This window comes from Legionella antarctica, assembly GCF_011764505.1.
Lineage (GTDB): Bacteria > Pseudomonadota > Gammaproteobacteria > Legionellales > Legionellaceae > Legionella > Legionella antarctica.
Window position 1 is genome coordinate 1,086,274 of the sequence record NZ_AP022839.1, and the last position, 17,943, is coordinate 1,104,216.

Here is a 17,943-nt window from a genome sequence, read left to right on the forward strand (position 1 = left end):
TCCTGTAATACATAAGTTTTATTCTGGGTAATTGAGATTTTTGTTAAATATAAAAGCACCATCCAATTATACATTTCAAAACTTAATCATCTCCCTTTTAAACCAGGGGTTTGGTGCGATTGATCATAGGGATTGATAAATCTATTTATTCCCTCTGCAGGAATATCGTTATAATAGGGAAATTTTAGCGCATATGTTTAAGACCGTTACTCTTATAGCCTGCTTGTTCCTTACTGCCTGTATGATGGTCGGTCCTAATTACAAGGAACCCAAAAAACAGGTTGCCGATCATTGGCCGAAAAAAAACTCAACCATTAAAGAATCTCCACCTCAAGATGCTAACTGGTGGAAAGTTTTTAAGGATCCGGTTTTAACCACGTTAATAAATCAAGGTTATCAAAGTAACTTATCCCTACAAAGCGCAGGTGTTCGAGTTCTTCAAGCGAGAGCCCAATTAGCCCAATCAGTAGGTGAGCTTTATCCGCAACAACAAATCTTGACAGGTAATTACACTTATAATCGAATTGGTGGCGGCTCATTGCAAGGACTTTTGCCGCAAAGTTTCCTTACGGCATTAATGGGTTTTTCCGCGAGTTGGGAAATTGATTTTTGGGGGAAATATCGACGCGCAATTCAAGCGAATGATGCTGCTTTTTTTGCTTCGGTTGCAGCTTATGACAATGCCCTTGTTACTCTCACGGCTGATGTTGCCAGTAATTATATCAAGATTCGTACTCTTGAAGAGCAAATTAAAGTAACTAAAAGCAACATACAAGTGCAAGCCACGGGGTTGAAAATTGCGCGTTCTCGATTCAATAACGGTCAAACCAGCCTGGTTGATGTAGAGCAAGCAAAGGCTGAACTTTCTGAAACTCAAGCGAAATTGCCTTCGTACGTTAATAAATTGCAGCGCCAAAAAGATGCACTAGCCGTTTTAATGGGAACTATTCCTAATGGTGCTGATAAATTACTCCATAAAAATCATGGTATTCCCAGAGCTCCAGTGAGTGTAGCTGTTGGAATTCCCAAAGAAGCACTAGCGCGAAGACCTGATATTTATCAGGCTCGACAAGAAGCTATTGCCCAATCGGCATCTATTGGTGCGGTTAAAGCCAATCTTTATCCGTCCTTTTCATTAGTTGGAACCTTTGTATTTACTTCAAACAATATTGATAATAATTCGATCAGTGATATTTTTCATTGGCAAAATCGAGCAATAACTGCAGGTCCAAATTTTAGCTGGCCAATACTCAATTATGGTCAAATTACTAACGCTGTGCGCGTGCAAGACGCAGCTTTTCAACAAACGTTGTTAAAGTATCTGAATCTGGTATTAAAAGCACAGCAAGAGGTTCAAGATAATATCAGCGGCTATATTGAAGCGAAGAAAGCGGAACATTATTTGACTCAAGCGAATCAAGCAGCAAAGAAAACATTAAAATTGACAATGATTCGTTATAAAGAAGGCGAAACAGACTTTACTCCTGTGCTAAATGCAGAACAACAATTGCTGCGAATACAAACCTCTCTTGTTAATGCGCAAGGGGATATTCCGCAAGCATTGGTAGCTCTTTATCGCGCACTTGGGGGCGGTTGGCAAATCCGAAATGGGAATGATGTTGTTCCAGAAAAGATAAAAGCGGAAATGGCTGCTCGTACAAACTGGGGGAATATGCTAAAACAAAATAATCATATGCCCCCAGTGACCCAAAAAGAGCAATTTAAACAAATTTATCTACCCAAATGGTAAACAGAATGAACTTTGATAGAAATTCAAAACAGGTCAAAATAGGGATAGTGATTGCTATTATATTTCTGCTTTACCTGTTCGTGCATCATTTTTCTAAAAGTAAACCAACAGGCATTCCTCTCCCTGCAGTTATCGTTGAGAAACCCATAGAAGCAGAAATGGCTGAGTACGTGACCCAAACGGGCACTACTGTTGCCTTTAATTCAGTCAATTTAGTTGCCCGTATCGAGGGCTATCTTGAATCGATTAAATTTACTGATGGTACTAATGTTAAAAAAGGCACTGAACTATTTGTTATCCAACCTCAATCCTATCTGGAAAAATTAAAAGCAGCTCAAGCAACTGTCGCAGCATCAAAAGCAGCCTACGCATATGATAAATCCGAATATGCTCGTCAAAAGCGAATGTATAAAGAAAATGCAACTTCTTTGAATAATGTAGAAAAGTGGTTAGCTCAGAGTCAGGCTTCTGAAGCACAGGTTAATAAGGCAATAGCAGATGAGGCGATAGCGGCGATCAATTATAGTTATACCCATGTATCAGCTCCATTTGATGGACGCATTGGGCGTCATCTTGTTGATGTGGGTAATTTAGTCGGTAATGGCAAAGCTACTGATTTGGCAACGATTGAGCAAGTTGATACGCTCTATATTTACTTTAATCTTAATGAGCTTGATTTACTGAAATTACGTAAAGCAGCTCTTGCTCGAGGGTTTAAACCTAAAGATATAAATCAGGTGATTGTTGATATCAACCTGCAAAATGAAACTGGATTTAGGCACAAGGCCAAGCTAAATTTTATCAATACAGGCCTTAATGCAGCAACAGGAACTATGGAACTGCGCGCGCTGTTAGATAATAAAGATCATATTTTTGTTCCTGGTCTTTTTGTGCAGGTGCGGGTTCCCATAACCAAACCGGAAAAACAATTGACGGTACCCGATGCTTCATTGCTCTACGATCAAATTGGTCCTTATTTACTGGTAGTGGATGACAATAATGTGGTTGTTTTAAAACGCGTGTCTTTAGGTAGTCTGCAAGAAGGTATGCGGGCAATTACTAAAGGGCTTGATGCCCAGAACAGGGTCATTATTGGTGGGCTGCAAAATGCGACTCCTGGTAATAAGGTTCAAATTCAGGATCAAAAGAAGACAGCAGAATGATTTCAAAATTTTTTATTGAACGACCTATATTAGCTAATGTTATCGCATTACTCCTGGTTCTTCTTGGATTAGTGGCTATAGCTGTTTTACCTATAACGCAATACCCTTCCATTGTACCTCCAACTATCCAGGTTACTACCAGCTATCCAGGTGCCGATGCTAAAACCCTGATCAATACAGTAGCTCTTCCCATTGAGCAGCAGGTGAATGGGGTAGAAAAAATGCTGTACATGCAATCTACCAGTACTAATAGTGGAACTTATAATTTAGTGGTTACCTTTGCTATCGGCACTGATCTGAATTTTGCCCAGGTCTTGGTACAGAACCGAGTACAGGCTGCCATGGCGCAATTACCCGAATCCGTTCAAAAGCAGGGAGTGGTAGTACAGCAAAAATCTACGGCTATTTTACAATTCATTACTTTAACATCCAAAAATAACGAATATGATGGCTTATTTCTTAATAATTATGCTGCCATTAACATGCAAGATGAGTTGTCACGCTTGCCAGGCGTAGGAAATGTGATTATTTTTGGAACAGGTACTTATGCGATGCGTGTGTGGCTTGATCCCCAGAAAATGCTCGCTTTTGGTCTTAATCCTAGCGATGTACTTTATGCTATAAGTCATCAAAATCAGGCGGTTTCTGCTGGACAAATTGGTTCTCCGCCTGTTGCCGGACAAGCACCTTATCAATTTACAGTTAATGTACCCGGGCAATTAGCTGATCAGGAAGAGTTTGCTAATATTATTATCAAATCTAACGCCACCCAACCCAATCAATCAGCAAACAGCAGTACAAGTGCTCAAATAGTACGAATACGTGATGTAGGACGCGTTGAGCTTGGTTCTTCAAGCTATAATCAGCTCGCAAAACTGAATAATAAAGCCACTGCAGCCATCGGTATTTTCCAACTTCCTGGGGCCAACGCCCTCCAGGTTGCAAGCGAAGTGCGCAAGACCGTAGAAAAGATGGCTAAAAAATTCCCACCAGGAATGCAATATTCCATTCCTTTTGATACCACTATTTTCGTAAAAGCTTCAGTCAATGAAGTCTATATGACTTTATTTGAAGCGGGTCTATTAGTGTTATTAGTAATCCTTGTCTTTTTACAAAATTTTCGTGCTACCTTGGTACCAACCACCACGGTGCCTGTGACTATAATTGGCGCATTTTTTGCCATGCTTTTATTAAGCTACTCTATCAATTTACTCACTTTGTTTGCTCTGGTTCTGGCAATAGGAATTGTGGTGGATGATGCTATTGTTATTGTTGAAGGGGTCACCCAACATATTGAAAAAGGAACATCTCCTAAAGAGTCTGCCATCCGCGCCATGAGCGAACTGTTAGGTCCAATTATTGGGATCACTCTGGTACTTATGGCCGTCTTTGTGCCAGCAGGTTTTATGCCAGGATTAACAGGAGCCATGTATGCTCAGTTTGCATTGGTGATTGCAGCGACAGCATTTATCAGCGCCATAAATGCAATGACTTTGAAGCCGACTCAATGTGCCTTATGGCTTAGACCGGTGGATACTCACAAGACTAAAAATATTATTTACCGTACCTTTGATAAGGTTTTCTACGCTATAGAAAATAGATATCTTGGTTTTATAGACAGACTTGTTCACCAAAATAAAAAAGTATGTATGATTGGTATCTTACTAATTTTATTAGCTATTTTCGGGATTAGCCAAATTCCTACTGGTTTCATTCCTCTTGAAGATCAGGGTTATTTCATGCTTAATGTTCAATTACCTGATGGTGCCAGCTTGGGACGTACAGAGGCTCTTCTTGATGATCTCAGTAAACAAGTATCCAAAGTCGGTGGGGTAGAGAATATTATAACCATTGATGGAATTTCACTTCTTGATAACAATGCGAATCTTGCAAATGCAGGCGTTCTTTATGTGATGCTCAAGGATTGGAGTGTGCGGGGAAAAGATGAGGATTTACTGTCACTTTATAAAAAACTAAACCAGATTGGGACTAATACTTTAGGTGCTAAGGTATTAGTGATGGTACCCCCTCCCATTCAAGGCTTGGGAGCATCTGGCGGGTTCCAAATGCAATTGGAGTTACAAGATGGCTCTTTTGATTACTATAAACTACAGACTGCCACGGATGAACTGATACGGTACGCAAATCAGCAACCTGAACTGACGCGATTGATGACTTCATTCAGAGGCTCAGTACCTCAGGTTTCAGCTCCGATCAATAGATATAAAGCTGAATCATTAGGGGTTTCTGTTGGGGATGCCTCAGATGCCTTACAAACCTATCTTGGTTCATCCTACGTCAATCTTTTTTCGAAATTTGGACAGGTATTCCAGGTCTATGTGCAGGCAGATGCACGTTCACGTATGACCATCGAGGACGTGCGGAATTACTATGTAAAAAATAAATCTGGTGGTATGGTACCGATCGGAACCCTGACTGACATATATCCAGCGGTGGGTCCAGCTATAGTCTCTCTTTATAATCTGTACCCTTCAAGCAATATTTATGGCATGGCAGCGCCGGGTTATAGTTCAGGTCAAGCCATTCAGGCATTAGAGAAATTAGCGCAACAAATTTTGCCTGCAGGCATGTCTTATGAATGGACCAGTACTGCTTATCAAGAGAAGATTGCCGGTAATATGAGTTATTATATTTTTGCTTTATCGTTAATCCTGGTATATTTAATTTTAGCGGGTCAATATGAAAACTGGGTCACTCCTGGTGCAATATTATTAAGTGTACCGCTGGCCCTAATAGGAACTGTTTTAGCTTTAGGCCTTCTCGGAATCGCTAACAATATGTATACACAAATAGGCATCCTGCTTTTAATCGCCTTGGCTGCCAAAAATGCAATTTTAATTGTTGAAGTGGCACGAGAGCATCGGGAAATTCATAAAAAATCCATCATGGAATCTGCCTTGTTTGGAGCTAAAACTCGTTTTCGACCTATTATTATGACCTCTTTTGCCTTTATTCTGGGAGTAATGCCTTTAGTATTTGCATCAGGTGCAGGAGCTAATGCACGCCGGTCTATTGGAATTGCAGTTAGTAGTGGTATGTTGGCTTCGACCTGTCTTGCAGTGGTATTTGTTCCCGCTTTTTACGTCATGTTGCAAACCTGGCAGGAAGGACGACAAGCGAAGAAAAGTGCCAGAATGCATGGGGTCGTTAAAGATATAGAAGTGCAGTAAACCCGATTGGATAATTGAGCGTACAACCTTTCAAAGGATGTACACTCATTAGCAGCTCAATTAGCTTTGAACTTCACAGGTAATTGATGTGCAGTCGCGGCAGTTTTGCTGTGCAAAACTGAAGGCTTCAGAAGCGGAGGTTTTATTTGTTTTCATTTTTTCATCCGCTGCCTGGTCAGCAGCTACCTCACTACTGCTGGCATTAGTAGTACAGATCCAGTTAGTTGTCACATCTGTAGCACTAACTGCAAAAATTCCAGCAGATCCTAAAATTAAACCAGTGCCTATTATGGCTATAAATGTCTTTTTCATGATCATTTCCTTATGTTATTAAATTATCATTACTTGTTTTTTATTCCTAAGAGCAAACTCTTTACAGAGCTGCCCATTAGTGAATTTTTTAGTGGCGTTTTTTCCACTATTTTTCCAGTAGTGGCGTATTAGATTATGATTAGACCACCTTTAATTCCTGAATCATAAATTTCAGCCTTATACTCAGGGATTTTTTTTATGATGAGGTTGATAGTACTTATCAATAGAGCTGGTAAAGTTGGGGGATGCAAAATTTGGCCACTTATCTTTATCAAACCCCGGAGCATTTTTTAAAGTTTCTTTATCCACATTGATAACGAAGCAATCCTCAGAATTGTTATAAGTGAAGAAGCTCCAGGGAACAGCAAAAAATTTATTTCCGAAACTTAAAAGGCCTCCAAAGTCTAAAACAAGGTAATTAACTTTACCTGAAGATTTATCCATAACAATGTCATTAATTTCGCCCAGGTTTTCATTGTGTAAATTTCTTACACTCATTCCTGTGATTTCGCTGGCCTTAGTGACTGTATGATTTTCCATAATTACCTACTCCTTGTAATATGAATTTCTCCACTTTTCCTATTTAAATTTATCCCAAAATTGTCTTACCTCTTTTTCAGCCTCATCTTTAGTATAACCATAATGTTTTTGCAGCTTGCCATAAATTTCCTGATGAGATCCTTCGATTTGTTTGAAGTCATCATCGGTTAATTTTCCCCAAGCCTGTTTCATTTTACCCTTTACCTCTTCCCATTTACCTTCAAATATATCTTTGTTCATGTTAATTCTCCTTTTAACAATGTTAAGCTTTTAAAGCTTAGCTTATATTTTCAATAATGCTTAAAAAAATAAAATTATTTAGTTAAATTAAAGGTTTTATTGTCTGAATTTAGGCTATAAATGATTCGAAACAGCAAACGAAAAAAACAAGGTGTTTTGAAAGGCCCTAACGTTAAATCAGATTAATGAATCTGACTTCGCGTTAGTAGCCTTAATTAAAGAATCTTAATCAAATTATATTTAAAAGCCTATTGGAACCCTGCCTATCAATACCAGGATTAGAAAAATCACCAATATAAGCCCGATAAGACCACTAGGTCCATACCCCCATCTACAGTGGACCCCATTGTCAAGACAGCGATCCGTTTAATTTAAGATATAACTTTAATTCTACTTTCTTTCGTTGACGAGGGTGCGTAGCACACGAGTCAACCACAATAGCAGTTAATGAAACACCTGTTATTGAGCCTGTGGGTATGTGGGCGCGAAGCCATCGAGTGTGGTCAAGCGGTGGATAACGTCTTTTTGTTATCCATGGCTTGTCCACATGTCCCGAAGGGCGATGGCTGATCCGCAGGACGCGTCCACATATCCACAGGCATTCCATTACGCTGCAGCCTCATATAGGCCAGCATAAACCTCTGACGGCGTGTATATTCCAAATGATTGATGAGGTCTTTCGTCGTTATAAAACTTGAAATACACCCTTAAACCATTTCGTAGTGCTAAAACTGTTCCGTATTCTTTTATGTAAATATCTTCATATTTGACTGAACGCCATAGCCGTTCAATGAACACATTATCCATCCATCGACCTTTCCCGTCCATGCTAATTTTGATGTCATGGTCTTTTAAAACATCGGTAAACGCCTTACTGGTAAACTGGGAGCCTTGATCCGTATTAAAAATATCAGGCCTGCCGTGGAGCCTGATGGCGCTCTCCAACGCGCTTACACAAAAGTCATCATCCATGCTGTTTGATACCTTCCAAGAGAGCACCTTGCGGCTATACCAGTCCATTATTGCCACCAAATATACAAAGCCTCCTTGCATCCTAACGTAGGTAATATCGGTGCACCAAACCTGATTGGGTCGATCAATCACTAAACCACGTAGCAAGTAGGGATAAACCTTTTGTTCCTTGTTCTTTTTACTCGTATTCGGCTTTGGTGCCACTGAAACCAGACCCATGATCCGCATCAAACGCTGCACTCTCTTACGGTTAACGTCATGGCCAAGGCGACGTAAATAAGAACGCATCTTTCTGCTTCCATAGAAAGGATGGCGCATGTATTCCTCATCAATCAAGACCATCAAAGCCAGATTCTCTGGGCTCTCGGTACATATTCCTTCGCCAGCAGTGCGATAGTAGCTAGCGCGTGACAAATTAACCAATGCACATTGGCGTACGATGCTGAGTGTAGGGTGATTGACATCAATCATGGCTCGCTTCTCCCGCACGCTCAACTTAGATGACCGGTCTTTTTTTTAAGCCAGTCTAACTCAACCGCTAGCTGGCCTATTTGCGTGTATAATCGATCTCGTTCTTGTATGATGGAGTCCATGTCTTTGTCATGCTTGCCGCTAAACAATTGCTTGCTTCCATCCAGTAATTGTTTTTTCCACAGATTGATTTGTGTTGCATGCACCTCAAATTCAGATGCCAATTCATTGGTCGTCTTGTGACTTTTTAATGCCTCAATTGCTACCTTTGCTTTGAAGTCAGATGTAAATTTTTTTTTAGCCACTTGGTACCCCGTTTAACAATGGTTTCTATTTTACACCACTGTCTCATTTTTGGGGTCCACTATAATCCTCTGCTATAGCCCCAACGTGGTAAACCGCCAATGAGCGCGAGAATTAATATAACTAATAAGATAGTACCTAACATAATGTCTTCCTTGAAAGAGATTGGTTCAGATTAATTATAGTACAAATTGATAATTAATGAATTCCTTCGCCATTATGTATTTTAAGCAGATTTAATAAGTAACGTGAGTTATGGATAAGGAATTCAGATTTTACCATGCTCCGTTCGTCCTGAGGAGGGCTTTAGCCCGTCTCGAAGGCTAGGCAGTGGGCCAAAACCCTTCGAGACATCGCTAAAGCGACTCCTCAGGGCGAACGGTAGTGACTGGGTTTAATAAGCTTCTTATCCATAACTGACGTTAAGTAGCTAAATTGTTTATATTAATCAACTGAGGTTTTTTTGCAGGTGATACAGGTGTAAGATGGAATGAGCCTATTTTTATTTGCAAGGATAGCAAATCAGAAACGATTTTCTAAACACCAACAGACTGCTTTTAATGTCATAAAATCATCTGAATGTTACCCTGAATTATTTTTTTCCAGTTTATGTGTTCCTGTTTTTTATTTATAAACCTATATTAAGTGAGAACAGATTGATGTTAACGAATCGTTCGCAAGAAAAAGAGTTAATGGATCTCGGTCCTGATTTCTATACTAAAGCAGAATACGAACAATGCTTAAAAAAATTATTTAAAATAAATAAGCTGTTCGGTATTTTTAATCATACTGTTAAGTTACTCAAACAGTTTCCCGGCAATGCTTCTGTAACAGATGTTGGATGTGGGGGTGGGTTATTTCTTTTGCATCTGAGTAAGTATTATCCCCACATGCATATGGTGGGAATAGATGTTTCTGAAGAAGCAATAAAATTAGCTCAGAGAGAATTACTGCAGTGGAAGAGTATTCATCAAAATTCCAATGTTGATTTTCAATTGCAAGAAGAAATGGATCTCAAACTATCAAAAAACAGTAGGGACATCATTTTATTAAACCTGGTTTGTCACCATTTAGAGGATGAGGAATTAATTCAATTTCTTAAAAAAGCGGTTGATTCTGTACGTATTGGACTAATTATCAATGACTTACATCGGAGTAAAATTGCTTACTGGTTTTATAAACTACTCAGCCCTATGATCTTTCGAAATAAATTAATTACTCATGATGGGCTGATTTCTATTCAAAGAAGCTTTACTCAACAAGAATTACATTATTTATTGAGAAGAGCTGATATTAGTAATTATCAGCTTAAATGGTGTTTCCCTTTTCGCTGGAGCATTCTGGTATGGAAAAACAATTAAATGGACACGGTATTGGATGCTCTCATTATAGGCGGAGGGCCTGCGGGCGCAACAACAGGTTTATTGCTCGCCCAGGCAGGCTGGTCTGTCGGTATTGTTGAGAAGAAAAATTTCCCCAGACGAAAAGTCTGTGGTGAGTTTATGTCGGCGACCAATCTCTCACTGCTCCAGCAGTTGGGCGTTGCCGATTTTTATCTCTCTTCCAGTGGTCCAGAGATACAGCGAGTCGGCTTATTTGCTGCTGATACAGTTTTGGCAACAAAGATGCCAATTTTAAACTATTCCTCAAAAAAATGGGGCAGGGCTCTAGGGCGAGAACATCTTGATACGGCATTGCTCAAGAGTGCGGCACAACTCGGTGCAAGAGTATGGCAGCCAGGTCTTGTCGAAAACATACAGCGCCATGCGGGATTATTCATATGTACTGTAAATATGAGTGGTAAAGTTGAAGATGTTTGCGCCCGCCTGGTTATTATGGCTAATGGTTCATGGGAAGGAGGTTCTATCCAATCAAAGGAACATACTCACAAGCCCTCGGATCTTTTAGCCTTTAAAGCCCATTTTAGAAATTGTGATCTGGCTTCTGATTTAATGCCACTGATTGCTTTTCCGGGTGGATATGGAGGGCTTGTTCACAGTGATAGTGGAAGAGTTTCACTCTCTTATTGTATTCGTCGCGATGTGTTACAACGTATCAGGCATCAGTATGCTGGAATGCAAGCTGGGGAAGCCTCATTAAACTATATTAAAAGCCAATGTTTGGGGGTACGAAATGTATTAACATCCTCTCAACGGGAAGGCGGCTGGCTTGCATGTGGTCCCATTCGCCCAGGAATTCGTCAACGTTATAAGGATGGGATTTTTTTTGTTGGAAACATTGCTGGAGAAGCACATCCTATCGTTGCTGAGGGAATAAGTATGGCAATGCAGTCTGCCTGGTTGCTGTCTCAAATTTTAATAAGGCGTCAAAAGAATGCAATAACTGAAAAAAGTCACCTTGCGGCCGGTAAAGAATACAGTAAACAATGGCATAAGCATTTTGCAATGCGTATTTATGCAGCAGCCTTATTCTCCCAGATTGCCATGCGTCCATGGTCGCAAGCTACCATGTTACTTTTAGTTAAGCGTTTTCCTGGCATCCTGGCATTTGGGGCAAAATTAAGTGGCAAAATACAGCAAGTAGTAATCTTGGAAATGACGAACTCTAATAATAAGGATAATTAATGCAATCAAATATTACGGCAATTGGAGTCGCGAACCCTCCCTATAGGCGATCTCAACATGAAATTGCTGATCTTATTGCTGCGGGCTGTTATTTAAAACCTTCACAGAAAAAAATCTTAAAAGCTATTTATAAAGCTTCGGGAATTGAATACAGACACAGCGTCATCGCTGATTATTGCAGATCCCCACATGAATTTGAGTTTTTTCCTAATAACCCGGTAGATGATTTCCCCAGTACTTTAGAACGTATGAAATTATACCAATCCAGTGCGCTGCCTTTGGCTCTTGCTGCAATCGATAATTGCTTAAAAAGCTTAGGACCTTTTAATAAAAAAGAAATTACGCATTTAATTACCATAAGTTGCACAGGAATGTATGCACCAGGTATTGATATTGAAATTATCAAGCGGTTGTGTTTGAACCCGTCTACTAAACGTACTGCGATTAATTTTATGGGTTGTTACGGCGCTTTTAATGGCATGAAGGTAGCTGATGCTTTTTGTAAAGCGGAGCCCAATTCAACAGTGTTAATGGTATGCATTGAATTATGTACCTTACATTTTCAAAATGACTTTTCTATAGAAAATGTCATTTCAAACGCTATTTTTGCTGATGGAGCGGCTGCTGTTTTAATTCAAGGACGCACTCATCAACAAAAACATTTCAAAATTGAGTCTTTTCATTCTGACCTGGTACCTCAAACCGAGCAAGAAATGGCCTGGAGTATAGGTGATTATGGCTTTGATATTGTCTTAAGTTCCTATGTACCCAAAGTTATAAAGTCCGGTATTTCTGTTTTTACTGAAAAACTTCTTAAACAATCAAACTGGTCTTTAAGCGATATAGATTATTATGCTATTCACCCCGGAGGTCTTAAAATTTTGCAGGCCTGTGAAGAGTCATTAAATATTTCTCCGGAGGATAATAAATATTCTTATGAAGTATTGCGTGATTTTGGCAATATGTCTTCGGCAACAGTACTGTTTGTCTTAAAAAATATCTGGGATAATTTAGGCCCGGATACGCATGAGAAGAATATATTCAGTTGTGCTTTCGGTCCAGGATTGACGTTGGAGGCTATGTTGGTAAAGAGCCAGTTTAGCTAAATTGTTATTATGAAAAGCATAGTAACAGAACACGGCTATAATTAAGGTAGGAAATTCTCGGGGATGATTATGGATAAAAAGGAAAGCAAATCTAAAAGAGATACTAAAAATGAATACACCGGTATCATTTCTATTATTGTTATTGTCATTATCGCTGTTGTTGCCATTTACTTATTTACCAAGAAACCGCAAATTGAATCAAAGGAAATAAAGGATGTTACTGTATCTTTAGTTACTTACCCTTTTTATAAGGGAGGATGAAGCAGTAACTGTGATTTTTTTTTAAGCTATCATCAATATTGAAGTCATTAAAGTGGGCTTTAAGTAACTAATTGTACTAAAAAATCAGATGTTATTTCTGGAACTGGAAAAAAGCAGGGCTATCTATGATCAGAGCTTCATCAGCATGAAATTTCTTTGCCGTGTGCACTAAAGAGCTTTCAGCCTTTTTTCTTGCTCTGATATAGGATTCACTATCATCAACTGTACGAACGAAATGGAATAACATTTCCTTCTTTTGTGCTGTTTTTAACATAACACCGTGGTGCCCGGTTTGTGAACTATAAGGGATATAAACATCAGGATTCTGGGAGATAAATGAGCCGAGATCATTACTTAATGTTCTGTGTCTATTATGAATATTCATAATATCCAATTTTTCTTGTTGGCTCAATCGGTCAAAACCAGGCGTTAGTTTGAAATATGCCAACGTACCTAGGGCATATTGATTATATAACAGGGTTGATAAGGTAGGAAAGCGAAACGGATTGAGCATTAAATACTGATTTAAAAAATCAGGGCTGGTAAACCCATAAACTTCATCTGGATAAACATTTAATAATTTAAACTTATCAGGTCTTCTTTCTCTCATGATATCAAATAAACTGGAAACCCCCTTTAACCCACCTTTTTTAAGAAGCCATGCATCGGCTTTAACTAAGTCACGTTCAGTGATATCCGGCTCACCGTGAACCTGAAGATTACCCAGATGTCCACCTTCCAGAAGTTTTGAATTCAGGTATTCCTGAATTGCATGGCCAAACGCCCCATGTAATCTCGAATCAGTATCAGGGTAATCAGGTGGATCAATAAAAATCATCCCTTGTTTTAAAATTCGAAGAGCAGCTTCTTCCGGAACGACACCAAAAAAAGCGAACCAACCATTGGTCTTGAGGAAAGTGGCAGCGGTTCGATGAGAAATAGCAATATTCACGTCATGTTTTTGCAATTGTTGGGTTAATATTTGTGTTAAAATTTCAATTGGATACTTAACAGCTAATATTTCTTTTGAAATGATTGGAAAATAATATACTTCCTCAATTTCATCATCATCGGGAGCTTTATGGATCATGGCTGAACACTTATAGTATTTAGGACATAAGTTTTTTTTTAATAGCTCATCTTTTATAATATGAGTACATAAGAAATTAGTGGCACATTCCTTTTCCAGATCATCAAAGATCCTGTCAAGCAATAGTTTTCCACTTACTAAATGATTAAAAAGTATTGCTTTAACGTAGAGAGTTTTTTTGAACCGTTCAAAAGATACATCATCAGGTTTTTTAGTCACCTTACACAAGCCGGCATAAATATCCTCAGTCAAATCGTATAAATCAGATAACATGATTTCCAAATGGGCATCACAAGGCTTATAGCGTTGTTTATTTTCAGCTATTTGGGTTTGGCTTGGTGGATTAAACGAAACAATATTGGGCATCATTGTCACAAATTGATTATTCATATATTTTATTTTACTTTGTGAAAATTAAAATAATATTAACTGGTACCGTTAGGGTTACTGACAACTCATTTTTAAAACCTGAGGTACTCAAGACTTGTTTGCGGGATCTGGAATCTCGCGCAAAACACAAGCACCTTAGGTTCGAGAAGATCTAATCGTAAGACCATTTGTAAACAGAGTCTGGTTAAGGATACGAGTTGGCGTTTAAAAATTTAATAATATGATTATTAATCTCGTCTTGAACAGACTGAGGGCCTCTGTCACACATATCCATGTGCCTGATATTTAATGAAATCAAATTGATGTTAGTTCTGTTCTGTTCTAAAGAAGGTAAAACACCTGGGTCTGCTCTTGTATCTTTAGCTTGTAAATATAAAATAGGGACCTTATCTTTTTGCGGCAAGGGCATACGTAAATTGTCTAATGAAATTACTTTTGCTACATGTTCTGGATAATTATGAGTAAAGAGCATTACCATTTCACCACCGTAGGAATGACCAATTAAAATTACCTGATCAAAGTCAAGCTGAGGGTTTTTTGCTTTCATCTTTTTTATAACATATAAAATATTGGTCACTCCTCGATCCCAAGCGGGTTTACCCCATTCATATAAGGAGGAAGTTTGTATTCGGGTGGGGTCGGTGTCGAGATCATGTTGTATGCTTATAACAAAATAACCTTCTTCTGCAAGAGCTTTTGCGATGAAGGTATATTCGGAGTTTTTAATGGTGTAGCCATGATTTATAATAACCGGTGGTTTTAAATGAATTTTGGCATTTAGCGGTTTATTCGTTACATAGATTTCAAGGGGGATAATGCGATTTTTATTCATATCGAATAAGCTCATCTTTTGGGTCACGATCATCCTCTCGCCTCTTGTATTGTTTAGACCAGCTAACAGTCCTGATTAAATTATAATTACTGCCAAAGATAGTAACTAATTGAATTGAATTTTTCTACACACGAAACATTATCTCTGTACGTGCCTTAAACTTACACCGGTGTGGTTGAAAAAAAATAAATGATCACCGATAGTGACATATAATTTGACCATATCATTGGACAATTAGATGTTTTTTTAACAACACATAAATTTAAGGACCCAGATATGCAAGACTTAATGAAACCGCCGCTTTTTAATGCCCAATTGATTAGAAGTTTAGGATGCACCTCTTATCAAGGTGCAGAAATTGGTGAGTGTCTTGCAATAGCCGATAAAATCGAGCCTGGTAATAGGGAGAGCTGGTTTACGAATTGGGTTAATTTTGCTGATAAGAACTATGATCTGGCTCAATCATACCGAAACCAGGGGCTTCAAATAGATGCGAAACTGGCTTATTTTCGCGCGTGTACCTATTACCGTACTGCGTTCTTTTTCCTTGAAGATAATCCTGCGGATAGACGTATTGAAGAGGCATTGCAAAATAGCATTAACGCTTTTCATCAAGCTTTGAATTTATTTGAATCTCCGGTAGAACAGGTTGCTATTCCTTTTCAAGGCACAACCTTGCCAGGCTATCTTTATCTCAATAATTCCTCACCGAATATACCTAAACCACTTCTCATTGATACTGGGGGAGGAGACGGAACGAAAGAGGAGTCTTATTTCAGTACTGCTGCAGAAGCTTTAAAGCGTGGCATTCACTGCTTAAATTTTGAAGGACCTGGACAAGGCAGTGTGTTACGTTTAAATAAAATTCCATTTATCTCTGATTGGGATCGGGTGATCGAAAAAGTAATTGATTTTGTCATTCAACGCCCTGAAATTGATCAAAGCAGGATCTTCCTGATAGGCAGAAGTTTTGGTGGTTATCTCGCAGCTCGTGCGGTCACGAAAGAGAAACGGGTAGCGGCCTGTATTGTTGATCCCGGAATATTTGATGCGAGCGGATCTATAGAATTAAAATTCAGGTCATTGGCTGATTCTAAATATCCTGAGTTGAAGAATGCTAGCTTACCAGAAATAGTAGAGCAGTTGATGAAAGAAGATGATCAGACACGATTTATGATGGATAGTCGCAAATGGCGGTTTGGTGCTAAAACTATTACAGACATGATCGAGATAACACGTAAATACACCTTGGAAGGATTAGTTGAAAACATTCAGTGTCCCATGCTTGTTTGCGATAATACCCTGGAGTACATCACGTTGGGTCAAGCAAAAAAACTTTATAATCAATTACAATGCAAAAAACAGTATGTTCTTTTCAATGGAGAAAATGGAACAGGCGGGCATTGCGAACCGCTTGCTCCGCGATTATTTAGTGCTCAAGTTTATGCTTGGCTTAACACTTTGTAAAATCACCTCTATTTATACCTGCTTGCACAGTAAGCTAAGGATATATATAGTGGACCCCAAAAATGAGACAGTGGTGTAAAATAGAAACCATTGTTAAACGGGGTACCAAGTGGCTAAAAAAAAATTTACATCTGACTTCAAAGCAAAGGTAGCAATTGAGGCATTAAAAAGTCACAAGACGACCAATGAATTGGCATCTGAATTTGAGGTGCATGCAACACAAATCAATCTGTGGAAAAAACAATTACTGGATGGAAGCAAGCAATTGTTTAGCGGCAAGCATGACAAAGACATGGACTCCATCATACAAGAACGAGATCGATTATACACGCAAATAGGCCAGCTAGCGGTTGAGTTAGACTGGCTTAAAAAAAAGACCGGTCATCTAAGTTGAGCGTGCGGGAGAAGCGAGCCATGATTGATGTCAATCACCCTACACTCAGCATCGTACGCCAATGTGCATTGGTTAATTTGTCACGCGCTAGCTACTATCGCACTGCTGGCGAAGGAATATGTACCGAGAGCCCAGAGAATCTGGCTTTGATGGTCTTGATTGATGAGGAATACATGCGCCATCCTTTCTATGGAAGCAGAAAGATGCGTTCTTATTTACGTCGCCTTGGCCATGACGTTAACCGTAAGAGAGTGCAGCGTTTGATGCGGATCATGGGTCTGGTTTCAGTGGCACCAAAGCCGAATACGAGTAAAAAGAACAAGGAACAAAAGGTTTATCCCTACTTGCTACGTGGTTTAGTGATTGATCGACCCAATCAGGTTTGGTGCACCGATATTACCTACGTTAGGATGCAAGGAGGCTTTGTATATTTGGTGGCAATAATGGACTGGTATAGCCGCAAGGTGCTCTCTTGGAAGGTATCAAACAGCATGGATGATGACTTTTGTGTAAGCGCGTTGGAGAGCGCCATCAGGCTCCACGGCAGGCCTGATATTTTTAATACGGATCAAGGCTCCCAGTTTACCAGTAAGGCGTTTACCGATGTTTTAAAAGACCATGACATCAAAATTAGCATGGACGGGAAAGGTCGATGGATGGATAATGTGTTCATTGAACGGCTATGGCGTTCAGTCAAATATGAAGATATTTACATAAAAGAATACGGAACAGTTTTAGCACTACGAAATGGTTTAAGGGTGTATTTCAAGTTTTATAACGACGAAAGACCTCATCAATCATTTGGAATATACACGCCGTCAGAGGTTTATGCTGGCCTATATGAGGCTGCAGCGTAATGGAATGCCTGTGGATATG

The 17,943-nt window shown here is 39.2% G+C and carries 15 protein-coding genes and 2 pseudogenes; 9 read left to right on the forward strand and 8 right to left on the reverse strand.

Annotated features, from left to right (window positions below; translation table 11 throughout):
* Window positions 1-193 precede the first annotated feature (193 nt).
* The 3 genes from HRS36_RS05240 to HRS36_RS05250 are packed head-to-tail and all read left to right on the forward strand — an operon-like array spanning window position 194 to window position 6,104.
* Window positions 194-1,750 carry an efflux transporter outer membrane subunit gene (locus tag HRS36_RS05240; protein WP_173236497.1) on the forward strand — a complete coding sequence of 519 codons (1,557 nt, stop codon included), beginning with the start codon at window positions 194-196 and terminating at the stop codon, window positions 1,748-1,750.
* 5 nt (window positions 1,751-1,755) lie between these two features.
* The gene (locus HRS36_RS05245; RefSeq protein ID WP_226905581.1) at window positions 1,756-2,913 is read left to right on the forward strand and encodes an efflux RND transporter periplasmic adaptor subunit; all 1,158 of its coding nucleotides are present in this window, start codon (window positions 1,756-1,758) and stop codon (window positions 2,911-2,913) included.
* Window positions 2,910-6,104: an efflux RND transporter permease subunit gene (locus HRS36_RS05250; RefSeq protein WP_173236499.1), complete on the forward strand. Its 3,195-nt coding sequence runs from the start codon at window positions 2,910-2,912 to the stop codon at window positions 6,102-6,104. The genes HRS36_RS05245 and HRS36_RS05250 overlap by 4 nt, the downstream gene beginning before the upstream one ends.
* A 60-nt stretch (window positions 6,105-6,164) precedes the next feature.
* Here the strand turns inward: HRS36_RS05250 and HRS36_RS05255 are convergent, their stop codons facing one another.
* The 6 genes and pseudogenes from HRS36_RS05255 to HRS36_RS05280 all read right to left on the reverse strand — a co-directional run bounded on the left by HRS36_RS05255 (window position 6,165) and on the right by HRS36_RS05280 (window position 9,087).
* On the reverse strand, window positions 6,165-6,416 hold the full coding sequence (locus HRS36_RS05255) for a hypothetical protein (RefSeq protein WP_173236500.1): 252 nt from the start codon (window positions 6,414-6,416) through the stop codon (window positions 6,165-6,167).
* A gap of 183 nt (window positions 6,417-6,599) precedes the next feature.
* Window positions 6,600-6,956, reverse strand: coding sequence for a PRC-barrel domain-containing protein (locus HRS36_RS05260; RefSeq protein ID WP_173236501.1), 357 nt, complete (start codon window positions 6,954-6,956; stop codon window positions 6,600-6,602).
* 39 nt (window positions 6,957-6,995) lie between these two features.
* Window positions 6,996-7,196, reverse strand: coding sequence for a CsbD family protein (locus tag HRS36_RS05265; RefSeq protein ID WP_173236502.1), 201 nt, complete (start codon window positions 7,194-7,196; stop codon window positions 6,996-6,998).
* Window positions 7,197-7,436: 240 nt separating this feature from the next.
* Entirely contained in the window at window positions 7,437-7,502 is a 66-nt protein-coding gene (locus HRS36_RS18940) for a hypothetical protein (protein WP_173238464.1), read from the reverse strand.
* Between the two features lie 300 nt (window positions 7,503-7,802).
* Window positions 7,803-8,944 (reverse strand): annotated as a pseudogene (locus HRS36_RS05275) (IS3 family transposase).
* 59 nt (window positions 8,945-9,003) lie between these two features.
* On the reverse strand, window positions 9,004-9,087 hold the full coding sequence (locus tag HRS36_RS05280) for a DUF3309 family protein (RefSeq protein ID WP_173238465.1): 84 nt from the start codon (window positions 9,085-9,087) through the stop codon (window positions 9,004-9,006).
* Window positions 9,088-9,601: 514 nt separating this feature from the next.
* On the opposite strand from HRS36_RS05280, the gene HRS36_RS05285 reads away from it, so the two are divergent.
* From HRS36_RS05285 to HRS36_RS05300, 4 genes are all read left to right on the forward strand, one after another.
* Window positions 9,602-10,303, forward strand: a complete 702-nt coding sequence (locus tag HRS36_RS05285) for a methyltransferase domain-containing protein (RefSeq protein WP_173236503.1) — start codon at window positions 9,602-9,604, stop codon at window positions 10,301-10,303.
* Entirely contained in the window at window positions 10,304-11,527 is a 1,224-nt protein-coding gene (locus HRS36_RS05290) for an NAD(P)/FAD-dependent oxidoreductase (RefSeq protein WP_173236504.1), read from the forward strand.
* The gene (locus tag HRS36_RS05295) at window positions 11,527-12,633 is read left to right on the forward strand and encodes a type III polyketide synthase (RefSeq protein ID WP_173236505.1); all 1,107 of its coding nucleotides are present in this window, start codon (window positions 11,527-11,529) and stop codon (window positions 12,631-12,633) included. The genes HRS36_RS05290 and HRS36_RS05295 overlap by 1 nt, the downstream gene beginning before the upstream one ends.
* Window positions 12,634-12,702: 69 nt before the next feature.
* Window positions 12,703-12,894, forward strand: a complete 192-nt coding sequence (locus HRS36_RS05300) for a hypothetical protein (protein WP_173236506.1) — start codon at window positions 12,703-12,705, stop codon at window positions 12,892-12,894.
* Between the two features lie 91 nt (window positions 12,895-12,985).
* Here HRS36_RS05300 and HRS36_RS05305 read toward each other — a convergent pair whose 3' ends face one another.
* Window positions 12,986-14,374 carry a hypothetical protein gene (locus HRS36_RS05305; protein ID WP_173236507.1) on the reverse strand — a complete coding sequence of 463 codons (1,389 nt, stop codon included), beginning with the start codon at window positions 14,372-14,374 and terminating at the stop codon, window positions 12,986-12,988.
* 184 nt (window positions 14,375-14,558) lie between these two features.
* Complete coding sequence (locus HRS36_RS05310) at window positions 14,559-15,233, reverse strand: alpha/beta fold hydrolase (RefSeq protein WP_173236508.1); 675 nt, start codon at window positions 15,231-15,233, stop codon at window positions 14,559-14,561.
* A gap of 249 nt (window positions 15,234-15,482) precedes the next feature.
* Between HRS36_RS05310 and HRS36_RS05315 the strand changes: the two genes are divergently transcribed.
* Both HRS36_RS05315 and HRS36_RS05320 read left to right on the forward strand, forming a co-directional pair.
* Complete coding sequence (locus HRS36_RS05315) at window positions 15,483-16,673, forward strand: alpha/beta hydrolase family protein (RefSeq protein WP_173236509.1); 1,191 nt, start codon at window positions 15,483-15,485, stop codon at window positions 16,671-16,673.
* 109 nt (window positions 16,674-16,782) lie between these two features.
* Window positions 16,783-17,924 (forward strand): annotated as a pseudogene (locus HRS36_RS05320) (IS3 family transposase).
* The last annotated feature ends 19 nt before the right edge of the window (window positions 17,925-17,943 follow it).